The 20,101-nt window shown below is 43.7% G+C and carries 11 protein-coding genes; 8 read left to right on the top strand and 3 right to left on the bottom strand.

Features of this window, described 5'->3' with window-relative positions; genetic code table 11:
• Positions 1–361: 361 nt before the first annotated feature.
• Both BY457_RS08760 and BY457_RS08765 read left to right on the top strand, forming a co-directional pair.
• Complete coding sequence (locus BY457_RS08760) at positions 362–1,591, top strand: OmpP1/FadL family transporter (RefSeq protein ID WP_106152960.1); 1,230 nt, start codon at positions 362–364, stop codon at positions 1,589–1,591.
• A gap of 15 nt (positions 1,592–1,606) precedes the next feature.
• Positions 1,607–2,968 carry a hypothetical protein gene (locus tag BY457_RS08765; RefSeq protein ID WP_258176676.1) on the top strand — a complete coding sequence of 454 codons (1,362 nt, stop codon included), beginning with the start codon at positions 1,607–1,609 and terminating at the stop codon, positions 2,966–2,968.
• A 199-nt stretch (positions 2,969–3,167) separates the two neighbouring features.
• Here the strand turns inward: BY457_RS08765 and BY457_RS08770 are convergent, their stop codons facing one another.
• Complete coding sequence (locus BY457_RS08770) at positions 3,168–3,461, bottom strand: coiled coil domain-containing protein (RefSeq protein ID WP_106152961.1); 294 nt, start codon at positions 3,459–3,461, stop codon at positions 3,168–3,170.
• 132 nt (positions 3,462–3,593) lie between these two features.
• Between BY457_RS08770 and BY457_RS08775 the strand changes: the two genes are divergently transcribed.
• Genes BY457_RS08775 through BY457_RS08785 form a run of 3 tightly spaced genes read left to right on the top strand, consistent with a single transcriptional unit; the run spans position 3,594 to position 9,464 of the window.
• Positions 3,594–5,318 carry a M23 family metallopeptidase gene (locus BY457_RS08775; protein ID WP_106152962.1) on the top strand — a complete coding sequence of 575 codons (1,725 nt, stop codon included), beginning with the start codon at positions 3,594–3,596 and terminating at the stop codon, positions 5,316–5,318.
• Positions 5,319–5,323: 5 nt separating this feature from the next.
• Positions 5,324–7,462, top strand: coding sequence for a tetratricopeptide repeat protein (locus tag BY457_RS08780; protein ID WP_106153091.1), 2,139 nt, complete (start codon positions 5,324–5,326; stop codon positions 7,460–7,462).
• A complete protein-coding gene (locus BY457_RS08785; RefSeq protein WP_106152963.1) occupies positions 7,455–9,464 on the top strand; it encodes an AAA family ATPase in 2,010 nt (669 codons plus the stop codon). Before BY457_RS08780 ends, BY457_RS08785 begins: the two co-directional genes overlap by 8 nt.
• A gap of 5 nt (positions 9,465–9,469) precedes the next feature.
• Here BY457_RS08785 and BY457_RS08790 read toward each other — a convergent pair whose 3' ends face one another.
• Entirely contained in the window at positions 9,470–10,090 is a 621-nt protein-coding gene (locus tag BY457_RS08790) for a trimeric intracellular cation channel family protein (protein ID WP_258176677.1), read from the bottom strand.
• A 243-nt stretch (positions 10,091–10,333) separates the two neighbouring features.
• On the opposite strand from BY457_RS08790, the gene BY457_RS08795 reads away from it, so the two are divergent.
• On the top strand, positions 10,334–12,832 hold the full coding sequence (locus tag BY457_RS08795) for an FAD-dependent oxidoreductase (RefSeq protein WP_106152964.1): 2,499 nt from the start codon (positions 10,334–10,336) through the stop codon (positions 12,830–12,832).
• A gap of 299 nt (positions 12,833–13,131) precedes the next feature.
• Here BY457_RS08795 and BY457_RS08800 read toward each other — a convergent pair whose 3' ends face one another.
• Positions 13,132–15,165: a M13 family metallopeptidase gene (locus tag BY457_RS08800; protein ID WP_181256444.1), complete on the bottom strand. Its 2,034-nt coding sequence runs from the start codon at positions 15,163–15,165 to the stop codon at positions 13,132–13,134.
• Between the two features lie 548 nt (positions 15,166–15,713).
• Between BY457_RS08800 and BY457_RS08805 the strand changes: the two genes are divergently transcribed.
• The gene (locus BY457_RS08805; protein WP_106153094.1) at positions 15,714–18,860 is read left to right on the top strand and encodes a glycoside hydrolase family 2 TIM barrel-domain containing protein; all 3,147 of its coding nucleotides are present in this window, start codon (positions 15,714–15,716) and stop codon (positions 18,858–18,860) included.
• 164 nt (positions 18,861–19,024) lie between these two features.
• On the top strand, positions 19,025–20,098 hold the full coding sequence (locus BY457_RS08810) for a uroporphyrinogen decarboxylase family protein (protein WP_106152965.1): 1,074 nt from the start codon (positions 19,025–19,027) through the stop codon (positions 20,096–20,098).
• Positions 20,099–20,101: the final 3 nt, after the last annotated feature.

A 20,101-nucleotide genomic window follows, 5' to 3' on the forward strand; every position in this document is an offset into this window, starting at 1 on the left:
AATATCATCCAAAATCATGCTTCATACGAAGAATGATTTTAAATTAAAGAAATTTTGCAGGAATTGTTCATAAATAATTTTATAGGTAAATAGTTACCGAAATCTTTTATATTTGAACGATGTTTATTGTAACTCTCTGCACCCCAGTAAAATCCTGCAATGAAGAATCGACCAAAAAGGACGAAAACTGTAATTGTTTGAAATTCAAATTACAACATCATTCCGGGTGAGGATTAAATTTCTATTTTCGCCAAGTTTTCCAATGGGATAAACTGTTCAAACAAATAAAGTAATCATTAATAGCTGAATGCTTTCGTTGGTTGTTATTCAAAGGGAGCATTTTTAATATCAACTGTTTATTATGAAGCAATTATTATTAAGTTTAGTAGGCTTAATATTGTCGCTGACGCCTGTATTGGCCGAAGGCTATCAGGTAAATGCGCAGGGACAAAAGCAAATTGGAATGGGACATACAGGAACAGCATTGTTGCTGGGGCCATCGTCCATTCATTTTAACCCCGGTGCCTTATCTTTCCTGGAAGGGAAATATATGTTTTCGGGAGGTGTAAGTGGCGTAATTTCGCAAAATACTTTTGTGAAAAGGCAACCATCGCTTTACAGTGCCGAAAGTGATAACCCTGTGGGAACTCCCTTTTCTGTTTATGGGGCCATGCGTATAAATGAAAAACTGGTGGTGGGAATCGGTGCCAATTCTCCTTACGGAAACAGTTTGGTTTGGGGCGATGATTGGGACGGACGCTATCTGATTCAGGATCTTGCGTTGCAGGCCATCTTTGTTCAGCCTACTGTTTCGTATGCCATCACTCCTAAAATAAGTGTGGGGGGCGGACCTGTTGCTGTTTTTGGAGCTGTTGAGCTCAATAAAGCACTTCCTTTGCAGTCGGAAAGCGGAGATGGGCAGGTTACTCTGGAGGGAAGTACCGTTGCCTATGGTTATAATGTTGGATTGTTTCTAAAACTGACTCCGGAGTTGTCTTTTGGAGTAAATTATCGCTCCGAGGTAAACGTGGAGATGGAAGAAGGTGATGCCACTTTCTCGGTGCCTGAAAGTATGCGGGGAAATTTCCCGGAAGGAAATACTTTCTCTGCGGCTTTACCCATGCCGGCAAACCTTACTTTCGGACTGGGATGGCAGGCCAGTGACAAGCTGCTTTTGGCTTTTGATTTGCAGCATGTTGGATGGTCGGCTTATAAAGAGCTGAACTTCGATTTTGAGCAAAATACTGCGGCTCTTCAGGATTCAGAAAATCCCCGCAATTTTGAAAATTCCATGATTTATCGGATTGGGGCCGAATACAAAGCCCTGGAAAGTTTGAAAGTTCGTGCCGGTGTTTATTACGATGAAACACCAATTCCTGCTGATTATCTGACACCGGAAACTCCCGGTACCAACAAAACGGGTATTTCTACCGGTTTATCGTATGCTCTGAATTCAAAGTTGTCACTCGATGCTTCACTGCTCTATATTACTGGTGAAGAGCGGGAAGACGGATATGCTCCATTGGATTTCTATGGAACATACAACACATCTGCATGGCTTCCGGGACTGGGAATCAGCTATACATTTTAAAAAACATTAAAACGAATGAAGATGATCAATAAGCTATTATATTTTGCCTTAGCAATTACATTTCTGAGTTCCTGCGATCAGGAGGCAGATGTTCCAACGCCAAAAAGTGGAGAAGCCGATTTTTCTGTGTTTGTATCGTTGGGTGATTCTTATTCTGCCGGATATACTGATGGTGCATTGAGCAGGGATGGTCAGGAGAGTGCCTTTACAACTTTGATGGCTGCGAATCTGTCCGGCCTGGGAAATGAGGGTTTTTCCGTGCCGTTTTTGCCCGCAGAAACCAGTGTTGGTTCATCCCTCGAAGGAAAAATGGAACTTCAGGTTACACAATCCGGTCTTGCCCCTGTTACCACAGAAGGAAACCCTGAGCTTTTGACAGATCCTTCAACCTGGATCAATGACGGGGCACCATACCATAACGTGGGAATACCGGGGGCCAGAAGTTATCATCTGGTCGCTCCCCAATATGGAGATTACACATTAGGTGCAGGCAATTTTAATCCTTTTTATGCGCGGTTTGCAACAGCACCGGGTGTTTCCACAGCTTTATCAGATGCTCTGTCATTAAATCCCACTTTTTTCAGCCTTTGGATTGGCGGAAATGATGTGTTGGGTTATGCTCTTGCCGGTGGAGAAGGCGAAAGTGCCGGAATGGGCGGAGATGATATTACTCCTGCCGGAGTTTTTGGTCAAAGTTATGATTTGATGTTATCGAGCCTGACAGGACAGGGAGCCAAAGGGGTGATTGCCACTGTTCCCGATATTGACCGTATTCCTTTTTTTAATACAGTATTGCCCGGCATGTTGGAATTGACCGCAGAGCAGGCTGCTGCACTGAATGCAGGTTATCAACAGTACAATGATGCTGAAGTGCAATATAACCTGGAAAAAATCACTTTTACCGAAGGTGCCAATTATTTTGTAGTGGAAGATGAAGATCATCCGCTGGGCATGCGACAGATAGAGACTGATGAAAAAATATTGCTTACTGCCCGGACCAATATCACTGCGGCAGGATGGGGTTCTCAAAGTCCGGTTCCTCAGGAATATGTGCTGGATAAAGCTGAGTTGACTGCTATTTCGGAGGCTACTGAAGCTTTTAATGGCGTTATCAGGGATCGGGCCGGTCAGTTTGATCTGGCTCTGGTGGAGACCAATGATTTACTGGGGGCTACTGCCGAAGGTCTGATGGTAAATGGCATATCCTACAATAATGCTTACATTACCGGAGGAGTATTTTCTCTGGATGGAATCCATGTTACCGCGCGTGGTTCGGCCATTTTGGCCAATGAGTTTATTGATGCGGTGAATGAGAAGTACGGAAGTACGATTCCTCATGTGGTTGTAAACAATCAGGACGGGATTATTTTCCCGTAATTATTTCCCAAAATACACTTCTGATTAATGAAAAATGCCGGTTTTTTGCCGGCATTTTTTTGATTCTTTGATAAAAAAATAACAACTCTACCACTTTTGCCTTATTGTCCTTGTTTTTCTACCATGACACAACATATTCCAATAAAGCAAACAGATGGTAAAATTGTTATTTGTAATGATCGTTTAAGTGGTTAAATTTTTATTCTTTGTTAAACTTGTCCATTGCTGTTTTCCAGCTGTTTTTCAAGTCGTCAAAAGCTTTTTCGGCACCTGATTTCAATTCTTCCCAGGCATCGTCCGAAGCATTCTTTATCTCGGTCAGTCGCCCTTTTAACTGATCCCTTTTGCCCCGGAGTTGTTCCAGTTCATCCTGGTATTTAATTTTCATGTCCGCTTCGCTCTGTTTGGCTTTTGCATCCAGCTTGTCGATGTCGGCCTGTAACTCCTTAATTTGGGCTTCAAATTTTTCAATATAAGCATCCTTGTTTTTCATGACTTTTAGGTTTTTGAAGTTTATTAATACAACATCCAATTGAGGCATATTGTTTGATAGCTTTGTTCTGATATGAAAATTCTTTAAACCCCTCAAAATTTTCTATTTTTAAGGCCTCAAATAATGAATCGGATGCTAAAACAATATATTTTTTCAATTCAACTATTTATTTTATTGCTGATTGCGGGACTTGCAGGGGCGCAGAGCATCAATGGCGAATGGAATTATCGTTTTCCGCTGGAGATAAAGCCAAAGGTGAGTGGTAGTTTCGGGGAGATCAGGAGCAATCATTTTCACTCTGGTCTGGATATTACCACGTATGGCAAAACCGGATTGCCTGTTTTTGCAGCCGATGATGGATATGTTTCCAGAATCGCCGTTTCTTCAGGTGGCTTTGGAAAGGCGCTCTACATTGATCATCCTTCAGGATATACCACAGTTTATGCTCATCTGGAATCGTTTTCTCCGGTTTTGGATTCTCTGGTTCTTGCCTTGCAATATCAGGAAGAGTCTTTTGATATTAATGAATATCTGAAATCCGGTGAATTCACAGTGGAAAGGGGAGATGTAGTGGCCTACTCAGGCAATTCAGGAAGTTCCGGAGGTCCTCATCTTCATTTTGAAGTGCGAATCACGGAGGGACAAAAACCCGTTGATCCGCTTGCATTTCCAACTCCGGTAAAAGACAATGTTCGACCCCATATCGCAGGTGTCAAAATCTATCCGCTTGACCCCGGAGCTACCATTAACGGTGAAAAGGAGCCGGTATATTACCCCGCAGTGTTTTATGATGGTGCTTTTCACCTGAAACACAGTCCCGATATTAAAGCTACCGGTACCATCGGCGTGGGAATTGAGGTGCTCGATTATTACACGGGTTCATGGCGCAAGTGCGGGGTACACAGCATAGGACTTAAAGTAAATGAGGATCTTGCTTTTTCAAGCGTGATGGATGGTTTCTTTTTTCATGACACCCGTTTTGTGAACAGCCATATAGATTATTCCGATAAAATGACCTCCGGACGTACCATTCAGAAAAGTTTTGTGGATCCATACAATCAAATAGATCTGTATGAATTTAATGCCCAGCGTGGGAAAATAGACCTTGAGCCCGGAAAAGATTTTCAGTTTGATTATCTTGTGAAAGATATTTCCGGGAACAGTTCCTCACTTCGTTTTTCGGTGGAGGGAGATCAATTTCTGGCTTCCGGAACGGGGGCAGAGGCGTCCCCGGTTTTTATTGATGCCGGAGCTCCCTTTTCGTATGAAGAGGCAAATCATTCGGTTTCCATGGAAAAGGGGACATTTTATGAGGATGTTAGGGGTGCAATAGGTGTGAGAGAATCGTTTATTTCGGAATCGGGTACCGTTTTTTCGATTTTTGATAAAACCATCCCCGTTCATAATGGTTTTGAAATAAGATTCCCATTGCCTGACTCAATAGAAACAAAAGGGTTGTGCGGAGCTGTATTGGATGGAAATCTGAAGCCTCAGTATGCCGGTGGCAGTGTCGATGGTTCAGAATTTGTGATAAACAGCAGGCTTTGCGGAGATTTTCTTTTGGTCAGGGATAGCGTTGCCCCGTTGTTGTATTTGAAGAATCCCCCGGTGGATAATAATTATTCCAACCGGGATAAAATGGTTGTCCGGATGGAGGATGATTTTTCCGGAGTGACACAGTTTGCGGGATACATCAATGATCAGTGGGCTCTTTTTGAGTATGATGCAAAAAATAATGAATTGATTTGTGTTTTTGACAGAGTGCCATTTCTGGAGAGGGGAGTTCATCAATTGAAAATTGAAGTGACCGACAATGCCGGAAATGAAGAATTGCTGGAAACCGGCTTCACTTACTAATGCTTATGCGGAAAATTATCTATATATTATTGGTTTTGACGGCTTTTGGAGGTGGAAGTGCGAAAGCGCAAATTGATACCGACCGCATGACCATTATTGGTCGTAATGCCCTCTATTTCGAGGATTACATTCTGGCCATTCAGTATTTTAACCAAATCATTAAGGTCAAACCTTATCTTGCCGATCCTTATTATTACAGGGCAGTGGGTAAATATCACCTTGAAGACTATCCCGGAGCATTGGAGGACTGTGATAAAGCGCTGGAAATAAATCCTTATATGATTGATGCATATAATTTGCGCGGAATTCTGCATCAAAAACTCGAAAATCCGGAAGCTTCCATCGATGATTATAATCGGGGACTGGAGGTGGATCCGTTGAATATGAACCTGATGATTAACTTGGGAATAGCCTACATCCAGACCAAAGATTTCGATGAAGCCATTCATGTTTATTCTGATATTTTGGATGAATCACCCAATTTGGTCACTGCTTATCTGAACCGCGGACTTGCCAGATTTTCAGCCAAAGATACGATTGGGGCATTGCAGGATTTTTCAGAGGCGGTGGAACGTAATCCATATATTCCGGATGGTTTTGTGAACCGGTCGATGATTTATTATCATCAGGGAGCATTTGAAAAAGCGCTCAAGGATGTGGATGCGGCAGTGAAACTAAGGCCCGAAGAGGCATCGCTTTATATGAATCGCGGAATTATCCGTTATCAGCTGGATAATTTGCGCGGAACGATGGCTGATTTCAATAAATTTGTTGAGTTGGATCCCCGAAATGCCATGGGGTACAACAACCGGGGGATCTTGCGGGCTGAAATCGGTGATTTGGATGGCGCCATTGATGATTTTTCAAGAGTGCTGGCACTTCGTGGCGAAGATCTTCCCACTTTGTTTTACAGAGGAATGCTTTATCAGGAAAAAGGAGAATACCGCAAGGCATTGTCTGATTACAATATTGTGGCGGATGCTTATCCCGATTATTCTCCGGTTTATTACAACAGGGCCGAGGTCAGGCTTGCTTTGGGACAAAAAGATGCTGCTCAATTGGATTACAATACCGCGATGAAACTCGAGATGGATCGAAGAGAAAAAATCGGCAAGGAGGAGGATCAATTGGCATCAGCAAATAAAGAAGAAGATGAACCTGCCGACAAGAAGAAGAGAAAAGAGACACGCGGCGAAAACGACCGAAACATCCGGAATTACGACAAAATGGCTGTTCTGGATGATTTTGGAACCGATCAACCTGAGGAACTCACCAGTTCGTCGTTGAGGGGGAAAATTCAGAATCGCAATATCATGGTGGATCTTCAGGGACCATACGGGCTGACCTTTTTCCCGGGAGATACACTGGTACACAGAGTACGCTATTTTGATCGGGATGTGGAAGAATTGGCAGAGCATTTCCACTCCGGACGATCTGTGGAAATAGCCAATGTTACAGGTGAAATAAGCCGGGAGGCATCAGCCATTTTGTTTGAGAATATTGCCCGTTTAAGTGCGCGATTGGAAAATGCTGATGATACTGAAAGCAGTGTGAACCTTTTGATGGAGCGTGGAATGCATTATCTGGCTGTTCAGAATCTAAATAATGCCATCGAAGATTTCAGCAGTGCGGTGTCGCTGGACAGTACTTGTTATTTGGCTTATTTCCAGAGGGCGTTTGCCCGGTATAAGATGGTGGAGACCGTGAAATCCTTTGAAGCAGAGGAGGCACCATCCATAGAAGAGCTCAAGCTTTCCGGTTCCGGAGATCCGTTGGGGGCTGGAGGAGCAGATCAGTCATCTATTCTGGATTATAACTTAATTATTGACGACCTGAATAAAGTCATTGAACTGGCACCCGAATTTGAGTTTGCATGGTTCAACAGAGCATTTATGAAAAGTCTTTTGCGCGATTTTGAGGCTTCGGTGGAGGATTACTCCAAAGCAATCGCGCTCAACCCTGACTTTGCTGAAGCCTATTTTAACCGTGGTTTGAACAGGATTTATCTTGAACAAACGACCGAGGGCACAATGGATTTAAGTAAAGCCGGTGAATTGGGTGTTTTTGAAGCTTACAGCATTATTAAACGATATGGCGCATTTGAAACTGAAAAGAAATTAGAAGAGGAGTCCGCGTATGAGTAGTGAATTGCCTGAAAATATGGATCTTGATAATGCGGAGTTTCGAAATGCGCTTCAGTTAATCCAATACACCAACTCTTCCGTGTTTTTAACGGGGCGTGCCGGAACGGGGAAATCTACCTTTCTGAAATATATTTGTGAGAATACGCACAAAAAACATATTGTGGTGGCGCCCACAGGTATTGCGGCTATTAATGCCGGCGGGGTAACCATGCACTCCTTTTTCAAGATTCCGTTCCGACCCATATTGCCCGATGATCCGGATCTGTCAACCAAAGATGGTCGCATTTTTGATTTTCTAAAGTACAATAAGGAGAAAATTAAGCTTATCCGTGAGACCGATTTGTTAATTATTGACGAGGTCTCAATGGTGCGGGTGGACGTGCTGGACTTTATTGACCAGGTTTTGCGGGTATATACCAAAAATAAAACGTTGCCTTTCGGCGGGAAACAGATTCTGATGGTGGGGGATGCTTTTCAGTTAGAGCCGGTGGTTCGTTCCGATGACTGGAAGATTCTCAGCCGGTTTTACAAGTCTCCATTTTTCTTTTCTGCCAGAGTGTTTTCACGAATCCCGTTGGTTCAGATTGAATTGAAGAAGGTATATCGGCAAAACGATAAGGCTTTTGTGCAGATGCTGGATAAAATACGGGTAAATGCTGCTGCTCCAACCGATATATCCAATATCAACAAGCGTCTTGACAGGTCTTTTGAACCTCCTGTGAGTGAGCTTTTTATTACTCTTGCGACTCGTCGTGATACGGTGAACTATATCAACGACAAGAAACTAGATGAATTGGAAGGTGATGCCGAGACTTTTACCGGTGAGATACAGGGTGAGTTTTCCGAATCGAGTCTGCCAACACTTAAAGAATTGGTGTTGAAGGAGAATGCTCAGGTGATGTTTGTGAAGAACGATTCTCAAAAACGCTGGTACAACGGAACGCTGGGATTGGTTGATGAAATTGGTGAAGACGGAATTTATGTGCGAACAGAGGATGATCAGACTCATTTGATAACCCGGGAAAAATGGCTTAATCTCAGGTACCGTTACGATGAAGAAAACAACCGGATCATAGAAGAGGAGATTGGGTCATTTACTCAGTTTCCGCTGCGTCTGGCCTGGGCCATCACCGTGCATAAAAGCCAGGGGCTTACATTCGACAAGGTAGTAATTGATTTTAGTGGTGGTGCCTTCGCAGGTGGTCAGTTGTATGTGGCTCTCAGCCGTTGCCGGTCGCTGGAGGGCATTGTGCTGAAAACTCCTGTTACCTCGCGCGATGTCATTGTCAACCCACAGGTGACACAGTTTGCCCAATCGGCCAATGACCAGCGGTTGATTCAGGAAGAGCTGAATAAAGCCAAGGCTGACGGGGCTTATATTTCGGCATTAAAAAGTTTTCGACAGGGAAACTGGCAAGAGTCGGTGAAATATTTGGCAGAAGCTGTAAAATATCGGAAAGATGATTTGGAAAGCCCCATCATTCAGCGATTTATGGCCAATGAAATGGTTTTTGCCACCAGATTAAAAAAGAAAATTGATGATTTGGAAGAAGAGCTGGCCCTTCAACAGAAGAATGTGGAGGAATTTGCTCGTGAGTACTTCCTGATGGCCAACGAATGTGAGGTGAAATTTAAGGACAAAAGAAGTGCTTTGGCCAATCTGAATAAAGCACTGAGTCTGAATCCCAGATTTATTGATGCCCTGCTTCGACGTGGAAATATCCTTGCCGAAACCGGTGACCTGGAAAATGCGGAAAGGGATTTTTCGTCGGTACTCAAATTGCGTCAACGCAATTTTGCTGCATTATTTGGCAGGGGAAAAGCCCGTTTTCAGCTGCGTCACTTTTCGGGGGCTTATCAGGATTTTCTGGAAGCTTCCAATTTGCAGCAGTCCGATCCGGAAGTTTATAAAAATCTGGGGGATGTTTGTGCCCGCCTCGGGGAAATGGACAAAGCTCAAACTTATTGGAACATGGCTTCCAGTCTGGATGATGATGATTAACCGGGTTAAGATTCAGGGGTTTTAAATACCGGAATAACCAGATTGAATTTGATAGACAGAAGCCTGATGGCAATGATGATACCCACGGTCAACAGTTCGTTGAGTGCCGGAGGAAAATTCAACCAGTTGAAGAACAGATAAAACAAGGCTCCCGTGATACATGCGGTGGCATAAATCTCTTTGTGAAATATCAACGGAAGATCATTGGTCAAAGTATCTCTGATAACTCCTCCCACAACGGCTGAAGTCATGCCCATTATTACCGCTACAGCCGGGTTAACTCCCAGGTTTAAAGCTTTTTCGAGACCAATAATGGTAAATACCCCTATTCCAATGGTATCAAATAGAAATAAAGTCCGGCGCATGCGGGCCACAAACTTTTTGAAAATGAGTGTGACAGCAAATCCACTGAAAATGGCAATGAGGTATCCGTAGCCCTGAAGCCAGGTGACCGGGGTGACCCCCAGCAGCAAATCTCTCGTTGTTCCACCTCCAATGGCGGTAACCACCCCGATGAACATGGCCCCAAAAAGATCCAGCCGCTTTGTTCCGGCTGTCAGTACTCCACTGATGGCAAAAACCATAGTTCCTAAATAATCGAGCCAGATGATGATGTCTATTTCCATTTCCTTTGACGGTTGTTATGGTGATGGTTGGTTTTATTTCCGATTTTGGCCGGCAAAAGTAATCAAAAACTCTGTTGGGAAAACGAGTTTGATTTTTTTCTTCAATTTTTATCAACTATTCAAGCGGACTAAACTGATTTCAGAGCATTAACAACTTTTAAAGAAGTTTTTCTTTAAATGAGATATATGAACATATAAAAATGTATATGTTTTTATACTTTTGCATCAAATTAATCAGAAGCTATGCAAAAAAAGTATGTAATCATTGGCGGAGTGGCAGGCGGAGCCACCACTGCTGCACGTTTGAGGCGAATTGACGAGAATGCAGAAATCATTATGCTCGAGAGAGGTGAGCATATTTCCTACGCCAACTGCGGATTGCCCTACTATATTGGGGGGGTGATCAAGGAGCGCGAAAAATTGTTGGTTCAGACACCTGAAAGTTTCGGTGGCCGTTTCAATATTGATGTGAGGATTTTTTCAGAGGTAACAGATATTGATGCCGAAAATCAGACGGTGAGTGTGCGTGATTTGAAAAGCGGAAAAGAGTATTCCGAGAAGTACGACAAATTGGTCTTGTCTCCCGGTGCTCAGCCGGTTAAGCCTCCCATTCCGGGCATCGATCATAAGAATATTTTTACCCTCAGAAACGTAGATGATACCGACCGCATAAAGGCTTTTGTGGACGATGAAAAACCTCGATCAGCCATTGTGGTGGGAGCCGGTTTTATTGGTCTGGAAATGGCCGAAAACCTCCATCACAGAGGGATTAATGTAACAGTGGTTGAGGCTGCTCCTCAGGTGATGAATATGATGGATCCTGAAATTGCCGCTTTATTGCATCAGCATTTTAAGGAAAAGGAGGTAGGTCTGTATTTGCAGGATGCCGTTCAGGAGTTCCGGGACAACGGAAACGAATTGACCGTCCGTTTGGCAAGCGGAAATTTGCTGAAAGCTGATTTTGTGGTGTTGTCTATTGGTGTGAAACCTGATACTTCGCTTGCACAGAAGGCAAATCTGAAGCTGGGACAGCGTGGTGGAATTGTGGTGGATGATTACTTGCAAACATCACAGGAAAATATATATGCGGTAGGAGATGCCATTGAGTTTCCACATCCTCTTACCGGTCAGTCGTCCCTGGCATTTCTGGCAGGCCCGGCCAATAAGCAGGGACGCATTCTTGCCGACAATATGGTTTATGGACATCAGAGAAAATACCGTGGATCTATTGGTACTGCTATTGCCAAGGTATTTGATCTGACTGCCGGAACCACCGGATTGAGCGATAAAGCACTGGCTCAGGCGGGTATCCCTCATCAGTCAACCATTGTAAATGCCGGAAGCCACGCGGGTTATTATCCAGGTTCCACAAACATGGTGCTAAAGCTGACCTTTAGTCCTGAAAACGGTAAAGTGCTGGGTGCCCAGATTGTTGGATATGGCGGTGTGGATAAGCGCATCGACATTATCGCTGCTGTTATTAAAGAAAATGGAGATATTTATGATCTTCAGGAGATAGAGCATGCTTATGCGCCTCCCTTTAGCTCCGCTAAGGACCCTGTTAGTCAGGCTGGTTACAATGCCGAGAACATTATGAAAGGTCTGTTTCTGCCCCTGTCGCCTTACAAGTTTCATGAATGGTCACACTCCGACAGTTGCCTTATCGATGTTCGAACTTCTGATGAATACAGCCTGAATGCCATTGAGGGATCGGTGAACATAGAACTTGATCAGCTTCGGGAGCGTTTGGATGAAATACCCCGCGACAAAAATCTTTACATCTTCTGCGGTGTCGGTCTGCGTGGGTATGTAGCTACCCGCATCCTTAAGCAGCATGGATTTGAAAAGGTGTATAATCTTTCCGGAGGCTTGAAAGTTTATCAGTCGGCTATGGCAGAACAAAACAATCCCTTGAAATTCAGTAAATCGGAAGAGGCAATGCCGGTAAGTGAAGAGGAGATGGGACAATTACCGCTGATAAAAGCAGATACGCTCCAGGTGGACGCTTGTGGATTGCAGTGTCCCGGTCCGGTTTTAAAACTGAAGGAAGAGATGGCCAAAATTGAACCCGGGCAGGAGATGCAGGTCAAAGCTACCGACCCGGGATTTTACAATGATGTGGCCTCCTGGTGTAAGGTTACCGGGCACACCCTTGTGGGTCGCTCTAAGAAAGGAGCTGAAATAACAGCTGTTATCCGTAAGAAAAGCGAAAAATCATCAGAAATGAACGGTATGGAGCGGTTGTCGGAAGGTATCAGAACCATTGACAAAGGGGACAATAAAACCATTATTGTTTTCAGCGATGATTTGGATCGTGCCTTGGCTTCTTTTGTGATTGCTAACGGGGCGGCTTCCATGGGAAAAAAAGTAACAATGTTCTTTACTTTCTGGGGTCTTAATGTGATTAAAAAGCAGGATAAGCCCAGAACCCGAAAAGGGATGATGGATCGCATGTTTGGTCTGATGATGCCCGGACATGCCGGTAAATTACCTCTGTCGAATATGAATATGGGTGGAATTGGCCGTGGCATGATGAAACAGCGGATGAAAAGTAAAAATGTGGATGCACTGGAGGTGATGATTGACAATGCTGTTCGTTCTGAAGTGCAGATGATTGCCTGCCAGATGAGTATGGATGTGATGGGGGTTCGCAGTGAAGAGTTGATTGATGGTGTTCGTGTAGGTGGTGTCGCCAACTACCTTGAGGAGGCGGAATCATCTAATCTTAATCTGTTTATTTGATAAATGATCTTCTGATTAAAAATAAAAAGGCCGTCCCTTGCAGGATGGCCTTTTTTTATTCAGTTATGTTGTTGTTTTTTTGTAAGGCCTTCAGCCTGTTAATATCTTTCCTGCCTTATATAGTGCTAGCAAAAAAACTAATATTTTTCAAGTCTTTGATAAGAAAGCACCAAATACAAGGCTTTCGAAGTTTTTGAATCCAAGGAGTTTACTTTTTGTAAAGGATTGATTCAAAAACAAGAATAACGAAGTAGCTGGTGTTTTCTTGCAAAGACTTTATATGAGGTAGGTCAAATTTTCTACCAAATAGAGGCTCTCTTTTCAGGCGCAAGATACATCGCTTCCTCAAAAGCTTCAACAAATGCCTGCATATTGGGCAGAGGACCATTTACACGCCATTTTCCCAGTGAATGAACGTCTTCTTTTGTGCGACGCAGGATTTCTTCATTCCTTATGTTTTGCGCCCACACACGGGCATACGCCAGAAAGAAGCGCTGATCGTCGGTGAAGCCATCCAGGTTTGCGGGCTCATCTTTACCCTCCAGGCTCATTTTATAGGCCTGATAAGCAATGTTTAAACCTCCAAGGTCGGCGATATTCTCTCCCAAGGTCAGTTCTCCGTCCGCTTTAACGGTGTCAAGCACTGTAAAATTGTCATACCTGTCAATCAAGACCTGTGCGCGATTTTCAAAATTTTCTGCATCGGCAGGTTGCCACCAGTCGTTCATGTTTCCATCCATATCGTATTGGCGACCTTTATCATCGAACCCATGTGTCATTTCATGACCGATAACCATACCAATTGCTCCGTAATTCACTGCATCATCGCCATAGGGATAGAAGAAAGGAGGTTGAAGAATTGCAGCCGGGAAAACAATCTCGTTGGCAAGCGGGCTGTAATAAGCATTTACTGTTTGAGGAGTCATGTGCCATTCATCCTCATCCACTGGTTTTCCAATCTTATTGATATCGTAAATGAAATCAAAGCGGTTGGATCTCAATACATTTTCAGCATAGCTTTCTTCGGATACCTCCAGTCCACTGTAATCTCTCCACTTATCGGGATATCCGATTTTTACTTTGATGGCTTCCAGTTTTTTGTGGGCTTCTTTCTTTGTGTCGTCGCTCATCCATTCCAGCTGGTCAATGCGACGGGCAAATGATTTTCTCAGGTTACCTGTCAACTCCAGCATCCGTTCCTTTGCTTCGGGAGGGAAAAATTTTTCTACATAAAGCTGTCCCACAGCTTCTCCCAGGGCACCGCTGGTGGTATTTAAAACTCGTTTCCAGCGGGGTTCCATGCTTGGTTGTCCCGACAGGGTTCGGCCGTACATTTCAAAGGAGGCTTCCACGAAGTCCTGGGTCAGATAAGGAGCCATGCTTCTCATTGCAACAGCAGAGAAATAGTCTCTCCACATTTCCGGACTAACCTCATTGGCCATTTGTGCAATTTCGGCCATAAATTTGGGTTGTCCCACATTTATTTTTCCGGGTTCGGGAAGTCCTGCCTCACTGAAATAAAGGCTCCAGTCAAATCCGGCAGCCATTTGGGGAAGTTCTTCAAGAGTTGTCGGGTTGTAGGTTGTTTGCGGATCTCTGTTTTCCAGGCGGGTATTGGATGCTTTTGCCATCCGTGTTTCCAACTCCATTATGTTAGCAGTCTTTTGGGAGGCAGCTTCCTCTGTTTCTCCCTTCAGTACAAAGAGTGTGGTCAGATATTTTATGTATGCGTCTCTTAGTTTTTTTCCGCGTTCGCTTTCATCGAAATAATAATCCCGGTCTGGAAGTCCCAATCCGCCCTGATAAAAATTGGCAATTACCATATCGCTGTTTTTCCGGTCGGGTGAACTGTAGAGGTAGAAGAAAGGATAAATTTGTTGCTGATGAAGTGCAGCAGTGGTTTTTACCAAAGATTCCGGGTTTTCGATGGTTTCGATTAAGGCAAAAATCTCTGAAAGCGGTTTTAGACCGGCTTTATCTATTGCAACTGTGTCCATGCCTGAGGCAAAGAAATCACCGATTTGCTGAGCTACAGTTCCTTCTTCAGCTTCGGTTTGGGCAGCTTCCTCAATGATTGTTTTTACTTTCTCCCGGTTCTCTTCAGCCAGCATATCAAAAGCACCGAATCGGCTTTTATCATCAGGCAGCGGATGATTCTTTATCCAGCCGCCATTGGCATATAAATAAAAATTCTCTCCCGGAGCTACTGTGGTGTCCATGTTTTCGGGTGAGAAAACGGCACGCCTGGTTGTTTCGGACGAATCGCCTGTGGTGCAGGCAGGAATAATCATCAGTCCTGTTGCAGCAAAAATTAATGGTTTTAATAAATTCATTTGATGTTCATTTATGATTAATATTTGATACGGTTTATTGCGGTTGTTCTATGTTGAGTATTTTTTACCGGATACTAATAATTAATTTTTTGGATGATACCCCACTGTCGGCAGGTTATTCCGAATAACGGTTAAGACTTTTGAGTCGTGTCCGCCTATAAACTAAGCAAAATTTGTTTTTAGTCATGTTTCTGGTCAGAAAGTGCCAATTGCCAGGCTTGCGAAGCCGCCAAAAACGGAGTTTACTAATCGTAAATGAGTATTTTGTCGGCAAGCGCAACAACGCAAGTGGTACTTTATGGACAGAAACTAAGTAGATTTTGTAAAAATAGAATAACAAATCTTTTTCACCAATTGAATGAAGAAAAATTATTTCCCTAAAAAATCAGGATGTCCGGGTTTGTAGTGAAAAATATTGTCTAAATTTGTTTTTTAGAGATGCCCCGTTGTGTTAATTAGCTGATTGTCAAAACACTTTTGACTGAGGAAGAATGATGTGGTGGAAGCAAGGGGGAAAATCAACCGGAATAATTTTAAACCTGATACGAATGAAGTATTTCTACCTCCTGTTACCTCTTATTTTACTGGTTTCCTGCACCGATTATCGCGATTACTCTGATGTGCCTTTTGAGGAGAAAACCCCGCGAGATTGGGAAAATCCTCTTGTGAACGAGGTAAATAAAGAATCTCCGCGTGCATGGTTTGTCCCGTTTTCCGGTCCCGATGAAGCGGATCCTGACAATATTTGGGCATCCTCTTTCATTCAATCACTCAATGGAGAATGGGCTTTTCATATCTCTCAAAATCCGCAGGAGCGCCCCTTTTATTTCTTCAAAGATGATTTTGATTCCGAAGACTGGGTAACCATCAGCGTCCCTTCCAACTGGGAAATGCATGGGCATGATTATCCCATTTATACCAATGTTCAGTATCCTCATGCAAAGACTCCGCCGGAAATTCAGGATCATTACAATCCGGTGGGCTCTTACAAACGTCATTTTACCATTCCTGACACCTGGGAAGGAAAAAAAGTTTATCTCCATTTCGGAGCGGTCAGTTCTGCTATGTATGTTTGGGTGAACGAAAATATGGTCGGGTACAGTGAGGATAGCAAAACGCCTGCCGAATTTGACATTACTCAATATCTGAAATCCGGTGAAAACAGTCTATCTGTTGAAGTGTATAAGTGGAGTGATGGCAGTTATCTGGAAGATCAGGATTTCTGGCGCCTGGGCGGTATTACGCGCGATGTTTTCCTGATGGCTCGTGAACAACAGCATATCAGCGACTTTCGTATTACTTCTGATTTGTCTGATGATTTGAAAGATGGTGTTTTTGCTCTTGAGCTGAGCGTGGAGAATGCATCTGTTGAAATGCCTGTAATGGTGGAGGCAAATTTGTATGACGATACAAAACAGGTGGATAGTTTTATTGATGCAGTGGTGGACAGCACGGTCCGCTGGAGTTCCGTGCTGGAAAATATTAAGCCCTGGTCGGCAGAAACGCCTCATTTGTATCATCTTGAAATCAATCTCAAAGAGGAGTCAGGCGAAGTGCTGGAAACCATTGTTCAGGATGTTGGATTCAGAAAGGTGGAAATCAAAGAAAACAAATTGCTGATCAACGGTGCGTACGTGAATCTGAAAGGGGTAAACCTGCATGAACACCATCCGGTTACCGGACATGTGGTGGATGAGCAAACCATGCTTGAGGATATTAAACTGATGAAAAGCCACAATATCAATGCTGTAAGAACTTCGCACTATCCGCAGCCCGAACGATTCTATGAGTTGTGCAATGAATATGGCCTTTATGTCATTGATGAAGCCAATGTTGAATCGCATGGAATGGGCTATGGAGCTGAATCTCTTGCAAAAGATTCTTTGTGGATGTTATCGCACGTTTATCGGACTCGTAATATGTTTGAACGCGATAAGAATCAACCTTCGGTGATTATCTGGTCGCTTGGTAATGAAGCCGGCGATGGCGTTAATTTTGATAAGACCTATGATTTTCTTAAATCGGCGGATTCTTCACGTCCGGTTCAATACGAGCAGGCACATGGTGGTCGGAATACCGACATTTATGTACCGATGTATGCTTCCATTGAGCATATGGAACAATATGCCCGCAAAGATGGCAGCAAACCCTTAATTCAGTGCGAATATGCACATGCGATGGGCAATAGCGTCGGAAACCTTCAGGATTACTGGAATGCCATTGAGGCCAATCCGGTAATGCAGGGAGGCTTTATATGGGACTGGGTGGATCAGGGACTTCTGACCACCAACGAATATGGAGAAGAATTCTATGCCTATGGAGGTGATTTTGGTCCGGATACAGTGCCTTCGGACGGTAATTTCTGTCTCAACGGACTGGTGGATCCTGATCGGAAGCCACAACCGGCTTTGGAGGAGGTGAAAAAGGTGTATCAGTACATCAAATTCTATCCTGCGGATCTGACCAAAGGTGCCATTCAAATCCGGAATGACTATTCGTTTTTAAATACCGGCATTTTTAATTTCGATTGGGAAATTAAAGGGGATGGAGAAGTGCTGGATTCCGGTCGCTTTGAAGCGGTAAATTTGTTACCCGGGGAGCAGATCCGGGTCAATGCTGTTACTGATTTTGATGTCAATCCGGGCACCGAATATTTTCTGAATATTCATGCCCGGTTAAAGAAGCCAATGGGCCTGTTGCCGGAAGGAATCGCTCTGGCAAAGGAGCAATTTAAGCTACCGGTGTTTGAGGAAAAGAAAGAGGAAGCCCTCGGAATAGTTGCTCTTAATGTTGATAAACAAAACAATGACTCTTCTGCGGTTATTTCCTGGAAAGATTTTATGGTGGAATTTGATATGAGCCGGGGAGAGATGAGTCAACTTCAGTACAATGGCAAACAGATGTTGCTGAAAGGTCCTGTGCCTTCGTTCTGGCGGGCACCAACCGACAATGACTTTGGTAATGGGCTGCCTCAGAGGTCACACATCTGGCGAAATACCGAAAAATACAAGGAGCTTACTTCTGCAGAAATAGAAGATGTGCAAAGCGGCAAGAAAGTGATTTTTTCCTGGAATTATTTCGATGAGAATCATCAGCTTATCGGCACTTCTGAGGTGGGTTATATTGTTGATTCCGAGGGAAGAATAGAAGTGAATCACCATTTTAATATGAGTTCGGATACCTTGCCGGAAATTCCCCGTATGGGAATGACGCTGGTGATGCCCCGCGAGTTTGATCAGATGGAATGGTTGGGGCGTGGACCGCAGGAATCTTATCGTGATAGAAAATCCGCAGCTTTGGTGGATGTTTGGGCCGGTTCGGTAGCAGAGCAATACCAGCCTTATTTGCGTCCTCAGGAAAACGGAAATAAAACGGATGTTCGCTGGGTTAGCATTACCAATAGGGGTGGAGTAGGACTTCTTTTTGAGGGCAGGCAGCTGCTGGAGGTTTCAGCGCATCATAATTCCATGGAGGATTTTGAATCTCCTGTTGACTCGGATTATAGAAAAGTTGAGCACCCCGACGGTCATAGGCACACCACTGATGTGGTTGAGCAGGATTTTACTTCGGTGGATATTGATCTCGGACAAATAGGAGTTGGTGGTGACAACAGCTGGGGAGCCTGGACACATGAAGAGTACAGGTTAACAGACACCGAATATTCTTATGGTTTTGTCATCAAACCGCTTTATTAGGATAATAACTGATAGTTTCTTTTAATAGATGTATCTGGATTTTTAGTTTCTTAAAAATCATTGATGTTTTTTGATGATTTCAAACATTTTTCTCTATCTTGCATTGTTTTTGGCCTCAAAAACAGGAATAAATGATAATTGAATAAGACCTAAATCTATCATTTATGAATCACAAAGAGAGAGTATTAACGGCTTTGAATCATGAAGAACCCGATCGGGTACCTGTTTTTTACTGGGCTGTTCCCGAATTCACGCAAAAAATGATGTCGGAACTGGGTTTTTCTGATGTTGACAGGCTTCTTGAACACCTGGATATTGATTTTAGATGGGTGGAGCCTGTATATTCAGGTCCAAAGCTTGTTCATCAAAAAAAAGGAAAGAAGAAGGATATATGGGGTGTTGAATATGACCTCGTTGGTCACGGAGACCTCAGGTACTGGGAAGCTACCCGCTTTCCTCTTCAGGGAATTACCGATCCAGGAGTGCTGGAAGACTATCCATGGCCGCATGTAGGACTTTTTGATTTTAATTCACTTTCCGGACAAGTTGAAAAGTACAAAGATTACTCGATTATGACTGCACCCGGGTACTCTTCACCCGGACTTTTTCGCATCATTCAACGCCTCATAGGCCGCGATTCATTTCTGGATGTGATGATGTACAATCCACATTTCTTTAAAACTTTGGTTGATAAGGTGACTGATTTTTATGTCGATTTTATCGAACATTTCTTCGCTGTAACCGGAGATAAAGTGGATTTCATACGTATTGCTGATGATTTTGGAGCCAGTAACGGACTGGTAATTAGCAATGAAAACTGGAATAATTATTGCCGGCCGGCCATTGAGCGATTTATGGAATTACCGCGAAAACTGGGTGTGAAATATTATATGCACAGTTGCGGTGCTGTTCGTAAACTGCTTCCCGAATTTATTTCGCTAGGTGCTGATGTACTTGACCCCATTCAGACGCGTGCGGAAGGAATGAACCCGCTGGGATTAAAAAAGGATTTTGGGCGGATGATTACCTTTTCCGGCGGACTGGACGAGGAGTTATTGCTACGAAAGTCAACTCCTGATCATGTGCGGGAAGGAGTTCGGGAACTGATAGATACAATGGCTCCCGGAGGAGGCTTCATCATTGGGCCTTCCCATAAAATAAAGGTGGAGACACCTGTCGAAAATGTCCTTGCGATGTATGAGGCTGTAAAAGAATATTCCGGTCAATACCACCGATGACAC

Origin of the sequence: Marinilabilia salmonicolor (assembly GCF_003003035.1) — a bacterium.
GTDB lineage: Bacteria > Bacteroidota > Bacteroidia > Bacteroidales > Marinilabiliaceae > Marinilabilia > Marinilabilia salmonicolor_A.

Coding starts and splice junctions, on each gene's coding strand:
- BY457_RS08785 (WP_106152963.1), top strand. CDS start 7,455: ATGAGTAGTGAATTGCCTGAAAATATGGATCTTGATAATGCGGAGTTT.
- BY457_RS08765 (WP_258176676.1), top strand. CDS start 1,607: ATGAAGATGATCAATAAGCTATTATATTTTGCCTTAGCAATTACATTT.
- BY457_RS08800 (WP_181256444.1), bottom strand. CDS start 15,165: ATGAATTTATTAAAACCATTAATTTTTGCTGCAACAGGACTGATGATT.
- BY457_RS08775 (WP_106152962.1), top strand. CDS start 3,594: ATGCTAAAACAATATATTTTTTCAATTCAACTATTTATTTTATTGCTG.
- BY457_RS08805 (WP_106153094.1), top strand. CDS start 15,714: ATGAAGTATTTCTACCTCCTGTTACCTCTTATTTTACTGGTTTCCTGC.
- BY457_RS08760 (WP_106152960.1), top strand. CDS start 362: ATGAAGCAATTATTATTAAGTTTAGTAGGCTTAATATTGTCGCTGACG.
- BY457_RS08770 (WP_106152961.1), bottom strand. CDS start 3,461: ATGAAAAACAAGGATGCTTATATTGAAAAATTTGAAGCCCAAATTAAG.
- BY457_RS08790 (WP_258176677.1), bottom strand. CDS start 10,090: ATGGAAATAGACATCATCATCTGGCTCGATTATTTAGGAACTATGGTT.
- BY457_RS08795 (WP_106152964.1), top strand. CDS start 10,334: ATGCAAAAAAAGTATGTAATCATTGGCGGAGTGGCAGGCGGAGCCACC.
- BY457_RS08780 (WP_106153091.1), top strand. CDS start 5,324: ATGCGGAAAATTATCTATATATTATTGGTTTTGACGGCTTTTGGAGGT.
- BY457_RS08810 (WP_106152965.1), top strand. CDS start 19,025: ATGAATCACAAAGAGAGAGTATTAACGGCTTTGAATCATGAAGAACCC.